Source organism: Nocardia sp. NPDC002869, assembly GCF_046764065.1.
In the GTDB taxonomy this organism is placed as follows: Bacteria; Actinomycetota; Actinomycetes; order Mycobacteriales; family Mycobacteriaceae; genus Nocardia; species Nocardia rhamnosiphila.
Map to the genome: position 1 here is coordinate 1 of NZ_JBKOOL010000061.1, position 12626 is coordinate 12626.

The 12626-nt window shown below is 69.1% G+C and carries 15 protein-coding genes and 1 pseudogene; 7 read left to right on the plus strand and 9 right to left on the minus strand.

The window, feature by feature from the left end:
- Positions 1 to 209 precede the first annotated feature (209 nt).
- Positions 210 to 548 (plus strand): hypothetical protein, encoded by a 339-nt coding sequence (locus ACLML9_RS13700; protein WP_411945872.1) that lies wholly within the window; start codon positions 210 to 212, stop codon positions 546 to 548.
- Positions 549 to 679: 131 nt separating this feature from the next.
- Here ACLML9_RS13700 and ACLML9_RS13705 read toward each other — a convergent pair whose 3' ends face one another.
- The 4 genes from ACLML9_RS13705 to ACLML9_RS13720 form a co-directional block, all read right to left on the minus strand.
- On the minus strand, positions 680 to 1279 hold the full coding sequence (locus ACLML9_RS13705) for a dihydrofolate reductase family protein (RefSeq protein WP_411945873.1): 600 nt from the start codon (positions 1277 to 1279) through the stop codon (positions 680 to 682).
- Positions 1276 to 2112, minus strand: a complete 837-nt coding sequence (locus ACLML9_RS13710) for an SRPBCC domain-containing protein (protein ID WP_411945874.1) — start codon at positions 2110 to 2112, stop codon at positions 1276 to 1278. The genes ACLML9_RS13705 and ACLML9_RS13710 overlap by 4 nt, the downstream gene beginning before the upstream one ends.
- Before the next feature lie 14 nt (positions 2113 to 2126).
- Complete coding sequence (locus ACLML9_RS13715; protein ID WP_411945875.1) at positions 2127 to 2453, minus strand: LysR substrate-binding domain-containing protein; 327 nt, start codon at positions 2451 to 2453, stop codon at positions 2127 to 2129.
- A gap of 118 nt (positions 2454 to 2571) precedes the next feature.
- Complete coding sequence (locus tag ACLML9_RS13720; RefSeq protein ID WP_265805738.1) at positions 2572 to 3192, minus strand: TetR/AcrR family transcriptional regulator; 621 nt, start codon at positions 3190 to 3192, stop codon at positions 2572 to 2574.
- Positions 3193 to 3365: 173 nt separating this feature from the next.
- Between ACLML9_RS13720 and ACLML9_RS13725 the strand changes: the two genes are divergently transcribed.
- Together ACLML9_RS13725 and ACLML9_RS13730 are read left to right on the plus strand one after the other, a co-directional pair.
- Positions 3366 to 4391 (plus strand): Rieske 2Fe-2S domain-containing protein, encoded by a 1026-nt coding sequence (locus ACLML9_RS13725; RefSeq protein ID WP_411945876.1) that lies wholly within the window; start codon positions 3366 to 3368, stop codon positions 4389 to 4391.
- A 49-nt stretch (positions 4392 to 4440) separates the two neighbouring features.
- Complete coding sequence (locus tag ACLML9_RS13730; protein WP_411945877.1) at positions 4441 to 5526, plus strand: dihydrodipicolinate reductase; 1086 nt, start codon at positions 4441 to 4443, stop codon at positions 5524 to 5526.
- Positions 5527 to 5604: 78 nt separating this feature from the next.
- On the opposite strand, the gene crcB is transcribed toward ACLML9_RS13730, so the two are convergent.
- From crcB to ACLML9_RS13745, 3 genes are read right to left on the minus strand one after another with little or no spacing between them, the layout of a single operon-like run.
- Positions 5605 to 5967, minus strand: coding sequence for a fluoride efflux transporter CrcB (crcB, locus tag ACLML9_RS13735; RefSeq protein ID WP_411945878.1), 363 nt, complete (start codon positions 5965 to 5967; stop codon positions 5605 to 5607).
- Positions 5964 to 6455 (minus strand): fluoride efflux transporter FluC, encoded by a 492-nt coding sequence (locus ACLML9_RS13740; protein ID WP_411945879.1) that lies wholly within the window; start codon positions 6453 to 6455, stop codon positions 5964 to 5966. Before ACLML9_RS13740 ends, crcB begins: the two co-directional genes overlap by 4 nt.
- A gap of 42 nt (positions 6456 to 6497) precedes the next feature.
- Positions 6498 to 7007, minus strand: coding sequence for a nuclear transport factor 2 family protein (locus ACLML9_RS13745; protein WP_411945880.1), 510 nt, complete (start codon positions 7005 to 7007; stop codon positions 6498 to 6500).
- 490 nt (positions 7008 to 7497) lie between these two features.
- On the opposite strand from ACLML9_RS13745, the gene ACLML9_RS13750 reads away from it, so the two are divergent.
- Entirely contained in the window at positions 7498 to 8523 is a 1026-nt protein-coding gene (locus tag ACLML9_RS13750; RefSeq protein WP_411945881.1) for an ABC transporter permease, read from the plus strand.
- A gap of 75 nt (positions 8524 to 8598) precedes the next feature.
- Here ACLML9_RS13750 and ACLML9_RS13755 read toward each other — a convergent pair whose 3' ends face one another.
- Positions 8599 to 9096 carry a hypothetical protein gene (locus tag ACLML9_RS13755; RefSeq protein WP_411945882.1) on the minus strand — a complete coding sequence of 166 codons (498 nt, stop codon included), beginning with the start codon at positions 9094 to 9096 and terminating at the stop codon, positions 8599 to 8601.
- 243 nt (positions 9097 to 9339) lie between these two features.
- On the opposite strand from ACLML9_RS13755, the gene ACLML9_RS13760 reads away from it, so the two are divergent.
- From ACLML9_RS13760 to ACLML9_RS13770, 3 genes are all read left to right on the plus strand, one after another.
- Positions 9340 to 10089 carry a class I SAM-dependent methyltransferase gene (locus ACLML9_RS13760; RefSeq protein ID WP_411945883.1) on the plus strand — a complete coding sequence of 250 codons (750 nt, stop codon included), beginning with the start codon at positions 9340 to 9342 and terminating at the stop codon, positions 10087 to 10089.
- 61 nt (positions 10090 to 10150) lie between these two features.
- Entirely contained in the window at positions 10151 to 10594 is a 444-nt protein-coding gene (locus ACLML9_RS13765; RefSeq protein ID WP_411945884.1) for a MarR family winged helix-turn-helix transcriptional regulator, read from the plus strand.
- Positions 10595 to 10703: 109 nt separating this feature from the next.
- Entirely contained in the window at positions 10704 to 11711 is a 1008-nt protein-coding gene (locus ACLML9_RS13770; RefSeq protein WP_411945885.1) for an NAD(P)H-dependent flavin oxidoreductase, read from the plus strand.
- Between the two features lie 80 nt (positions 11712 to 11791).
- Here the strand turns inward: ACLML9_RS13770 and ACLML9_RS13775 are convergent.
- Positions 11792 to 11923 (minus strand): annotated as a pseudogene (locus tag ACLML9_RS13775) (ABC transporter ATP-binding protein); the annotation flags it as partial.
- Positions 11924 to 12626: the final 703 nt, after the last annotated feature.

Here is a 12626-nt window from a genome sequence, read left to right on the forward strand (position 1 = left end):
CCGCGCTTCCGATCCCCCCCGCCCGCCTCCCCCCCGGCCGCTGCCCCCCCTCCCGGCGCGGGCCCCCGGGTACCGGGTGCACAGCGCCAACCGCCACAGGGTAGTAGTGAACCCACAGCTTCACGGCGTTCGGGCGGCTCGGGATTCGACGTGCACCGCCGGCAGCCGGTTCTTCCGCAGGTTCCACCCCACAGTTGCGAGGATGGCGTATGCACCGATTTCCCGGTCAGGACACGAGCACGGCACCGCACGAGATCGCCTGCCGTATCGAAGATCTGCTCGACGAGCAGGCTCGCGTGGTCGATGAGCTGCTCTCCGCCGAAGCGGCGTATATCGAAGCGGTGGCCGCGGCCCGGGAAGCCGGCCTGCTGTGCCGGTCCGATCTGACCGAGGCCTATGACCGGTTGCAGGGCTGGGGTATCTCCAATTTTTCGAATCGCTGGCGACGGCTGGTCGAAGCGGACCCGGCGGACACGCCCGCGGCACAACCCACACTGGTGCCCGGCGGCAGGGGAATCACCACGATCCGGGCATCGGCCGAGGGGTGAGCAGCGACGACCGCGGCGAAGACTCGCACGGTCGGATCGCCGGATCGGGCACCGCGACCTCGGCGCCGTCCGCGGTGCCGAGGACACCGGCGATCGCTTCGGGTGCCGATTCCGAACCACGGGAGCCGGCGTCACCGGGTGCGGTCGTAGACCATCGCCATCTCGCCGAGCTCGCCGACCTCATGCCGGGTCAAGGTCCACTTCGTAGCGGGCAGGCCGTCGTCGAACAGCCGCTGCCCGCCGCCCGCGATTTCGGGGGTGATCATGAGATACAGCCGGTCGAGCAGATCCGCGGCCAGCAGCGGCTTGATGATGCTCGCACTGCAGTTGACGAGGATATCGCCCGAGCCGGCACCCTTCAGTTCGCGCACCACATCGGCAGCCGGGGCGTTCACGATCCTTGTTCGCTCCCAGGGCGCGGCGTCCAAAGTGGTGGACAGCACCACCTTTTCCGTGTCGACCAGCCACTTCGCATATCCACGGTCACGTGGGTCGGCACCGTCGTCGGCGGCGACGGTGGGCCAGTAACCGAGGAACCCCTCGGCGTTGCGGCGGCCGAGCAGCGCCGTCGTCGCCCCCTCCCATATGCGGCTCAGGTGGCGCCGCGCCACCTCGGTCGCGGCGTAGGAGACGATCGCGCCCAGATCGCCGGGGCCGCCCGCTCCGCTGTAGCGCCCGTCGAGGGCGAGATTGATATTCGCGGTGACGGAACGTCGGGTGGAATCGGTCATTGTCGCGCGTCCTTTTCGTTGTCGTGCACAGTGATATCGGTGCCGCCGACGGCGGCGGTGAGGTTGTCCAGCACCTGCTGCCAGCCGGTTTCGATTCCGGCGATGAACGGCACTGCTCCGGTGTCGGGATCGGTGAGCGTCAGACCGAGTCGCAGGCGAGTGCCCTCCGCGGCCCGGGTGAGAGTCAGGGCGTAGTGCCCGGTGAACAGGACCGCATCCGCCGGGTCGCGAACCGACAGCCGGAATCCCAGCCGCTCGGGCTCGGCTGCCGCGGTGACCTCACCCGCCGAGCGGTAGCGCCGACCCTCGGCATCGCGATAGTCGAGCACGACGCGGCCGCGCGGGGCCGGTTCCAGAATGCAGTCGGTGACCGTCATCGGCGACGGAGCCCACCAGGACCCGAGCAGGTCCGGCTCTACCCAGTACCGCCAGACGACGTCGCGCGGTACCGGGAGCAGCCGATCGAAGCAGAACCTGCGCCCGTCGGCCCACCGGTCCCGATCCGCTCTCGCGGCTTCGGCATCGATCGCGGCGCGGTAGCGCGCGATCACCTCACGTTCCCCCGCCTGCGCCCCGGCGGTATCGACCAGATCCGCGAGGCGCCGCGCGAAGGCTTCCAGCGGCTGCGTCTCGATGGCGTAGACCCGCCGCTGCCCGAGCGGGAACACCGCGACCAGACCGGCCTGGGCGAGAGTCCGCAGATGCTTGGTGGTCTGCGGTTGCCACAGACCGGTCAGCTCGGCGAGCTCACCCACCGACCGCGGGCGCTCCGCCAGCAGCTCGATGAGAGGCCACCGCGCCCCGTCCCCCAATGCCGATCCGATCCGATCCATGATGAATATTCAGGTCAAGGAATATTTTCCTCTTCCCAGGCTTTCCGGAAGACAGCGGCCGCCAACTGCGCGAACTCCCGCACCCGCCGCTCGCGCCGGTTCTCCGGCACCGCGACGCAGATCTCCACAGGTTCGGCATCCAGCACCTGCCGGTAGATCAGGTCGGGCCGCGAGTACGCCCGCGCAACCCTCCGCGGCACCACCGCGATACCGTGGCCGGACGCGATGAGCTCGAACTTCTCCTCGATCGATGCCGTACGCCGGACCTGCGCACCGATGGCCGGCTCCCCCGTGAGATCCGCCTCGCGCAGCGGCCGGTGGCCGGGCGGGACGCCGGGCACTCGAGTTCTCCACAACCCTTCTCGCGAGGACCGGAGACAGCGTCGCGCGCCTCGATCCGCAATCACCGGTCGATGCGGCCCGGACCGGCCGCCCCGAAGGTCTCGCACCGGGCGGCGTTCACGGGCGCTCCAAGTAGGCGACTATGCCGCCGATCAGGGCTTTCAGCGCGTCGTCGAGATCGCCGTAGGTACCCAGGGTGCGTTCGGAGGTGATCCCGCGCATCGCCGCCGGGATGAGGGCGGCCACCTGCCGCACCTTGTCCGGGTCGAGTTCCATATCGGCGAACGCGCGCTGACAGGCCTTGTCCCAGTTCGGTTTCCACGATGCCAGTTCCGCGGCGGTGCGCGGATAGTCGCGCTCGAGTTCGGTGTGCTCGCGCGGCAGGGCGGCGCGCAGTGTTTCGATGGCCAGCGACTCCGGTCTGCGCAGCCCGCCGGCCATGGCGTCGATCATGGCGGCCACCCGCTCGTGCAGGGTGCCGTCCGGTTTGATGCCGGCGGGCAGGTCGCCGCGCTTGTCCGCGGTGTACCGCAGGACCGCCGCCCACAGGCCGTCGATATCGCCGAACTGGTACTTGATCACTCCCCAGGTGGCACCGATGTCGCGGGCGATCCGATTACCGGAGACCGCCGCGGGATCACCGGTGGCCAGTGAGGCGATCGCCGCCTCGAGCATGCTCTCCCGGGATTGGATCCCGCGCCTGTTCGCTCGTCTCCCGCCCACCGCCGCTTCCGTCACGATGGACGACGTTACCCGCCCTGAGCAGGTAGATCCAGTTTCACATAGCCCTCTTGTAATCTTTCAAAGAGGGTTCTATGCTCGGGAGCGCCACATGACCGCGCGTCATGTACCGACGCACCCACGGTGCCGTGGCCGCGCCCGCTACAGCCCTCGATGCCCGGAGGATCGCGATGGCAAAACCACCACTGCCGATGGAGCCGACAGGCTGGTTCCAGGTGGCCTGGTGCCGCGAGATCGGCGTCGGCGCGGTACACCGGATGAAGTACTTCGGCCGCGAAATGGTGGCCTGGCGATCGGCATCGGGGCAGGTCACCGTGTTCGACGCCTATTGCGAGCATCTGGGCGCGCATCTCGGCTACGGCGGCCGGGTGGAGGGCGAGAAACTCGTCTGTCCGTTTCACGGCTGGGAGTGGAATCGCGAGGGGCGCAATGTCTGTATCCCCTACGAGAGCCACCCGAACAAGGGCCGCCGCATCCGCAGCTACCCGGTGGTGGAGCGCAACGAAGGCGTCTGGATCTGGTACGACATCGAAGGCCGGGCACCGCATTTCGAGGTCCCCGATATCTTCACCGCGTTCGGCGACGGCAAAACCGCCGCGGACTACTACCCGCCGGTGCCCGCGGCCACGCTGTACCGGCCCGGGCTCGAGCTGCACCCGCAGTACGTCATGGAGAACGGTGTCGATTTCGCGCACTTCAAGTACGTGCACAAGACCCCGTTCGTGCCGGAGTTCACCCGCCACGATTTCTCCGGCCCCGTCTCCTACGTCGATTTCACCATCGCCTTCGACGAGGGCGTGGCCGAAGACCAGGTCAACAGTGGTGTCGAATCGATCAACGCCGGACTCGGATGTTCGATCACCAAGAGCTGGGGCATGATCGACAACCGCACCATGCCCGCGGTCACCCCGGTCGACGACCGCACCGCCGATGTCCGGTTCACCGTGTGGATCGGCCGCAGGCCCGGCGACGAGAGCCCGGAGCTCACCTCCTACGGCACGGCGATGGCCGGTTTCGTGATCGAGCAGTTCGAAGCCGATATCCATATCTGGGCGCATCAGCGCTACTCCGACCCGCCCGCGCTGTCGCGCAAGGAATACGCGGGCTTCCGGGCACTGCGCGAATGGGCCCGGCAGTTCTACCCGGACACCGGCGCGGCCGAACCCGCAGCGGACGCGAGAGCGGCCGGCGTATGACCGCGGACCCGAACCAGCAGCCCCGACCCGCAGACAGAAAGGCCCACCCATGAGCGCCTCCGGCAAGATCCGGGTATTCCAGGTCGCGACCGGCAATCTCGGCACCGAGATGATCGGCCGTATCCGCGGCCATCCGGATCTCGAACTCGTCGGGCTGCACTGCTACACCCCGGACAAGATCGGCCGGGACGCCGGCGAGATCGTCGGCATCGGACCGATCGGGGTGACGGCGACCGGTACGGTCGAGCAGATCCTCGAGGCGCGCCCCGATGTCCTCACCTTCCACGGCGTCTTCCCCGACGAAGATCTCTACGAGAAGGTGCTGGAGGCGGGCATCAATGTGGTGACCACCGCGGATTGGATTACCCGATTCCACCGCGACACCAACCACTCCCATCCGTCGGGGCGCAAGGTCAGTGAGATCATCGGGGCCGCGTGCGAGCGCGGCAATTCCACCTTCTACGGCACCGGTATGAATCCGGGCCTGGCCCAGATCCTCGGGATCGTGCACACCGCCGACGTCGCCGCGATCGAGAACATCACCGTCACCGAATCGGTGGACGTCTCCTGTCACCATTCCGTCGACACCTGGAAAGCAGTCGGATACGGCCGCCCGGTCGACGACCCGGCCATCCCGGACTCGTTGCACAAATACACCGCGGTCTTCGCCGATTCGGTCTACCTGATGGCCGATGCCTTCGACCTCGAACTGGATGAGGTCACCTTCCACTACGAGCTCGGCGCCTGCACGAAGGACGTCGATCTGGGCTGGTATTTCCTGCCCAAGGGCTCACTCGGCGCCAACTACATCAAATACCAGGGTCTGGTCGACGGGGTGCCGCGGGTGGAAACCCATCTCGAATGGCAGATGTCCCCGCACACCGACCCCGCATGGAATATCAAGGGCTGCTACATCACCCAGATCACCGGTGATCCCAGCATCTACAGCAAACATATGATCTTCCCCCGGAAGGGCTTCGACCTGTCGAATCCGGAGAACTTCGCCTCGATCGGGATGACCGTCACCGGATTACCGGCCCTCAACTCCCTGCGATCCGTTGTTGCCGCGCGGCCGGGCATCATCACCAGCGCCGATCTCCCGCTGCGCGCGTTCGCCGGGCGTTTCGCCGGCTGAGCGGTACGCCACGTGCCCGCCGGATCGCCCGAGCGGTCCGGCACATCGGGCTCCGCGAATACCGGCCGGACCGACGATTCAGCCGAAGAGCGCGTGGCAGGCGGCGTAGCCCAGTGCCGCCGCGACCGACCCGAGGGCGACACTGAAGGCGGCATAGCCGATCGCGTGCCGGTAGGCGCGCTGTTCGGTCAGTCGCACGGTCTCGTAGGAGAAGGTGCTGTATGTGGTGAGGGCGCCGCAGAATCCGGTGCCCACGAGCACCGTCCACGCGGCCGGTAGCCCCGCGCCGGTGAGACACCCCAGGACGAGGGATCCGGATACGTTGACCACGAAGGTGCCCCACGGGAACCGTCCGTCGTGCCGCGCCTGGACGAATCGGTCCAGCAGGTAGCGCAGCGGCGCGCCGACCGCAGCCCCGGCGATCACCAGCAGAACGTTCATCGCGCCCCGCCCCGCCCGGCGCGCCGGGTGAGGCCGACGCCCAGCGCGCAGGCCGCTACCGCCGCGAACAGGGTCGACGCCAGATATACGGCACCGATCACGGCGGAGCCCGGCTCGAGCAGAGCCCGGATATCGTTGGCGTAAGTGGAGAACGTGGTGAACCCGCCCAGTACGCCGACCCCGAGAAACGGGCGCGCCAGCGGATGCGCCCGCCGCAGTTCGGTGATCACCACCATCAGCGCACCGAGCAGGAAACTGCCGGCGACATTGATGACGAAGACCGCCCACGGAAACCCTCCGGCCGGTGTGGGCCAGCACAGTGTCAGACCATAGCGGCCCAGCGCGCCCAGCGCCCCGCCGGCGGCGATGACCGCGAGGATCGCGCCGTGCGACGCGGCGAGTTCGGCGCGCTGGGGCGGATCCCGGAGATCGACATCCGGGTCCATGGGTAGGAACGGTCCGTGAATCGGTTGCGGATCATCGGGCACAGCGGTCTCCTACGCCGGGACCGGACGCGGCCGAGCCGGGCGTCACGAGGCCGCGTACCAGCCGATCCGGCACGTGTCGTCGACGGGCCGGGTGATGGACCAGAGGCGGCGGAACCGGGAGGCCGCGATCTTCCAGCGGCCGTCCTCGAGGACGTAGGAGTCCTCGTATTCGCCGGTCGACAGCGTATCGGTGTGGTCGAGCAGGTTCACCTGACGGAACTGCATGGTCCACTGCCCGGAGGCGGTACCGTCGGCGTGCACGGTGATATCGGGGTGCATCCCGTGGTGCATATCGAGCACCACATGTTTCCCGCCGACCCGCCGCAGGGCGATGGATTCGAAGACCGCGGCCATTCCATCCGCGTCCGAAACCCCCAGCTCGCCGTAGTCGAGCACAGCACCCTCGGTCACGAAACACGCCCGGAAACGCACGGGGTCCTTGGCATCGCAGGCGCGGAAGTAGCGGTGTTTGAGCGCCTTGATCGCCTCGATCGCTTCCAGCACGGTGAGGCGCTGGGCCGGGTCGGCCTCGGGTGACGGTGATCCGGACATACGGCCTCCTCGTTCGGCGGCCGGTATCCGTTGCGCTACGCCGGCCCCGGCCGAACCGGCTCGTATCGCATCACATCACATCACCACCGTGCGGGGACGGCCCGGCTCACCGAAGTCGCCGCCCGCGAGCTACCGAGGAGTGCCGATCCGCACCGGGCCGCCGTCACGCTTCCGACGAGGCGCCCACCGGGCGGATCGGTGTCTCGTCGAACCGGCCGCCGGACAACAGGTTCGTCGCGGCGGCATGTGAGCCGGCCGGACGACCGCCGGTGCGCGTTATGGTGAGGCTGCCGGACGGCCTTTCCGCCGAGCCCCCGTATACGGCCCACCGGTGCGCGAACGCTCCCGAGTCTCGTCGACACCAGGGGCCGTAAGGACCGGGAGTTCCCGCCGGACTGCTGGACATTCGACTGCTCGCGAAAGGTGGCAGGATGCGCGCACCCTACCGGGAAGTGATGGACCGGCGGCCGGGTATGCGACCCGCCGCGCGATGACCCCGGATCTCGCGAAACGCCGGTGGCACGACTTCCGCGGGTCGCGGTTCTTCCCGGCCACCGTGATCATCGGCATTCTGGCCGGTGCCGCCGCCCTTTTCGCCGGCTCCTACACCTATGCCACCGCCAACCCGAAGCCGGAATACGTGCCCATCGCAGTGGTCGGATCGATGCCCGCCGCACAGGCGGCGCAACTGGAAGCCGAGCTGGCGACGGCGATGGGCAGCTCGCTGCGGATCCACCGTTTCGCCGACCGCACCACCGCGCTCGACGCGCTCCAGGACCAGGAAGTATTCGCCGTCGTCGGAACCTCCCCGGCCGACAATACGGTGACACTCGATCTGTCCAGCGCCTCCGGCCAGACGGTGGCGACCGCCCTCGCGCAGGGTCTGCCGCCCATCACCGAACACGCCGGGTACACCGTCCGGGTCGACGATCTGAATCCGTTGCAGGACGGCGACCCGCACGGTCTCACCATCTTCTACATGACGATCGCCTCGGTCGTCGTCGGATTCGTCGGCGCGGTCCAACTCGGGGTCAACGCCCGGGATCTGCACCCGGGCGAACGTATCACCTGCACCGCGATATACGCGCTGCTCGGCGGCTTCGCCATCGTGGCAACCGTCGATTGGATCCTCGGCGCGCTCGAACTCCCGTTCCGGTCGTGGGCGGTGCTCGCGCTCACCATGTTCACCTGCGGCATGGTCTTCACCATGTTCCAGGCCCTGTTCGGACGATGGGCGATACTGCCGACCTGGGCGATCATGATCCTGCTCGGCAACCCGACCTCCGGTGGCTCGGTGTCGTGGCCGCTGCTTCCCCGCCTGCTCGCGACGATCGGTGGGTGGCTGCCGCCGGGTGCGTCGGTGAACGCCCAGCACACCGCCGTCTACTTCCCGGACCACCAGCACCTCGGCCCCTGGCTGGTGCTCGCAGGGTGGTCGGCGGTCGCGATCGGGGTGTTCCTCGTCGCGCAGCGGCGATCGGACAACCGGCAGCCCGCGGGTGCCGAGGCGGGCTGAGGAAAGCCGCATCGGTCCTCGTCCGTGGGTGCGGAGGGTCCCGGCACGACCGCACCCACGCGCGCGGAACCCCGCTCAGGCCGCGAGCACGACCCCCGCCCCCGGGATCACCGCGGTGGACTGCGGCGGGGCCTGGTATTGCTCGCGGTTGTGCGTCGCCGTGACCAGTACGGGGCCCACACCGGTCACCACCGGCGCGCTGGTGGGCAGCGCGGCGGCATACTTCTGGTCGCCGGGGACGTCGATCCCGTTCCAGTGCCGCAGATCGACGGTGCCCGCGGCGCCGGTATTCAGGTTCCGCCAGTGCACGGTGATCCAGCGGTAGTTGTATTGATAGTGGTAGGGCGCCGGAACCGGCACCGAGAAGGTGACCGTCCCCGGATGTTCGCCTGTCGTCCCCACCACTGAGATCGTTTGCAGAACGCCCCCGGGAACGGCGCCGGGGCCGATTTCCGGGCCGGTCACCACCGGGATCGGCAACGGGGTTGCGACCGGGGCCGCGGCGGCCTCGCCCACTGTGGAACCCAGCGCCAACGGAGCGATCAGTGCGCCGATCAGTACGGTCCTACGCATACGAGACATACGATCCTTTCCTCGATCAACAGTTCCCCTTGTGCAGCGGATCCACGCGGCCGGACCTGGAGATCCGGCGCGCGGCGGAGCAACACCAACCGCCCCCGCATGCGCGGTCGACAGTATCCGAACCGGCTGTCGCCGACGCGAAAAACGCCTGACCGGATAACGTTTCACATCAGGTCCGGCGGTACACGTCGAAAATGCTTTGCCCATCTCCGGTCCCGCTGCGAACATCCGCGGGTGCGCTCCTTCGACGATCTCGTGACCGAAGCCGCAGCCGCCGATATCGACGGCTGGGGCTTCGCCTGGCTCGACGGCCGGGCCACCGAGGAGCGGCCGCCCTGGGGTTACGCTCGGCAGCTCGCCCGGCGACTGGCCACCGCCCGGTCGGTCCTCGACATCGATACCGGGGGCGGTGAAGTGCTGTCCGAGGCCCCGATCCTGCCGCCGGCGATCTACGCGACCGAATCCTGGCCGCCGAACGTCGAACGGGCCCGGCATCGGCTGAGCGGACGCGGCGCCACCGTGGTGCAGACCACGCCCGGCGGTCCGTTGCCTTTCCCGGATCGCCGCTTCGACCTCGTCACGGCCCGCCATCCCGTACGCCCGGACTGGACCGAAATCCACCGTGTCCTCACCGACGGGGGACACTATTTCGCCCAGCACGTGGGCCCGGGTTCGGCGTTCGAGCTCATCGAACGCTTTCTCGGTCCGCAGCCCGGGCAGCGCACACAGCGCGACCCCGCCCGGGAAGCCGCGGAGGCCGAAGCCGCGGGGCTGACGGTGGCAAACCTGCGCACCGCGCGCTGCCGGATGGAATTCTCCGATATCGGCGCCGTCGTATGGATCCTGCGCAAATGCGTGTGGTGGGTGCCGGATTTCTCCGTCGATCGCTACCGGGACACTCTTGTGGAACTGGACCGGGAGATGCGCGCTGGGCATCCGTTCGTCGTATTCTCCACCCGGCATCTCTTCGACGTGGTCCGCTGACCCGGCACGACAGACGTGCCTGCCGGCCGATGTATCGGCGACGGTGCGCGACACTGGATCGGTGAGTACCGACAACGGCCCGACACCCCCGCCGGCCAGCGCCTCGATCATCGTGCTGACACTGGCGCGGCGAGTGGAGACCGAACTCAATGCCGCCCTGGCAACACTGGATCTGACCGTCGGCCGCCTGGGCCTGCTCGGCCATATCTCCGGGGTCCCGGGTGCGTCGTTCTCGGAACTGGCGCGGATGTCGGGGATCAGCGTGCAGAGTGTGCACACGGCGGTGAAGGCCCTGGTCGGCGCCGGACTGGTCCACGACCGTACGGCCCGCGCCGGCTCGGCGTCGGCGATCGAACTCACCGCCGAAGGAACTCGCCTGCTCCGGGCCGCCCAGCAGGTGGTCACCGATGTCGATGAACGCCTGTTCGGGCCGGCCGCCGACCCGGTACAGCGCCGGATCGGTACGGCCGTCGTGGAGGCGTTCACCGGCCGAGCCACCTCCTGAACCGCGCCGCCGCCATCCAGGCGGCAGCACGGTCGGCCGGGATGCGGGCTCCCGTAATGTCGCCTCCACGAGGGGCCGCCCGGGCGCCCGGACGAGAAGGAGGCTGTGGGTGCCGGGAACACCGTGGTCACACCGGATGGGTTTATCGGTCCCGATCGTGAACGCCCCGATGGGCGGAGTGGCCGGGGGGCGGCTCGCGGCCGCCGTGTCCGCGGCCGGCGGGCTCGGGATGATCGGCATGGGCAGCACCGGATCGGCCGCGGCCCTGGAACACGAACTCACGCAACTCGTTCCGGCGCCCATGTTCTTCGGTATCGGCATGGTGGGCTGGGTGCTCGAGCGCGAGCCCGCCCTGCTGGATGCGGCCCTGGCCGCGCGGCCGGCGCTGGTGTCGGTCGGTTTCACCGAGGAGTGGGCCTGGGTCGACCGGGTCCACGCGGCGGGGGCGGCGGCGGTCACCCAGGTCTACGACGTCGACCATGCCCGCCGGGCCGCGGTGGCCGGAGTGGATGTCCTGGTCGCGCGCGGCAGCGAGGGCGGCGGCCACGGCGAAACCCGGCTGGGCACACTCGCGGTACTGGACGCGGTACTCGACGCGGTCACGGTGCCCGTCCTCGCCGCCGGTGGTATCGCCACCGCCCGGGGTCTGGCGGCCGTGCTCGCGGCGGGGGCGGCCGGTGCCTGGCTCGGCACCTGCCTGTCGGCCTGCCCGGAAGCGCTCACCCCGGAACCCGCTCGCGCCGCGCTGGTCCGCGCCCGGGCCACCGATACGGTGGTCACCCGGGTTTTCGATCTGGGGCAGCGGCTCCCCTGGCCGGAGCGCTTTCCCGCCCGCGTGCTGGCAAACGAGACCACCCGGCACTGGGCGGAGCGGGAGGCCGCGTTATCCGCGGACGGTGCGGCCCGCGACGAGGTGGCGGCGGCCGCCGCCACCGGAGACCCCCACCGCGCCCCCATCGACGCCGGTGAGGGTGTCGGTGCCCTCACCCGCAGTCTCCCGGCCGGTGAGGTCATCGCCGCACTGTGCACCGGAGCCGATCGGCTGTTGGGCCGGTGGGCGCACGGCGCCGGGACCGTGGTCGACAGCGGCCCGGCGCGCGGGCCGGGGAGCGACTGACGCTCGTCGGATCCAGCTCTTCTCCCGCGCCCTGAGGGCCGCCTCGTACCGGTTGGAGACCCCGAGCTCGGCCATTGCCGCTTACCCGCGCCGTTGGTGCCCAGCAGGGCGAACACCTCGCCCTCGGCGACCTGTAGGTCGATACCGCGGACCGCCTCGAACGCGGTCTCTCCGGTGCCGTAGGTCCGGCGCAGACCGCGCGCGACGACGATATCGTGTACCGGCCGCCCCGGCAGTTGCGGTGGATCGAGGATGTGCGCTGTTCATGACTTCTACGATCACCGAGCCGGACCGGGATCTGTAGTAAGCGCAGTCACGGGATACTCGTGCATTTCTCATGGTCCGGAGATGACAAAAGTCATCACCCGACCGCTCCGGTCTCCGCCCGGACAGCGGCGGTCGACGTTCGGGAAGCCGGGCATCGAGCTGTCCTCTCGCCGGGCAACCGATGACCCGCGCAGCAGCGAAGAATATTCGATATCCGCGCTCCCGCAAGCCAATTGGCGCACGCAACATCTGGACGGGCCCCACCACGCGCACGTAGAATCGACTACGGCGCCGACCCGATCCGCTCACTCCCCGCTCGCGAACAGGAGATACCGCGAGACCGGTCGAGAGATCCTCTGCCGTACCGGCAGACCCACCCACCGCCCCTCGGAGCTCCGGTGAGCAGCACCCGTTCCGGAACTACTCCTCGGTAGGCACGGACACCGCACGCCACGGTCCCGTACCCGCCCCCAGGTCACCGGCTCCCGGAAAGCATCTTGTACCCGACCCGACCGGCTCTCGTGCCGGGTACCCACCGGCACCGCGGCCCGGGCCTCGGTCGGCAATCCACCGAGCCCGTCGATCGGCCGGCGGTACCGGTCCGGAAACCCCTGCCGGAAGACACCGGCGCATCGAGAGATTCGGAGG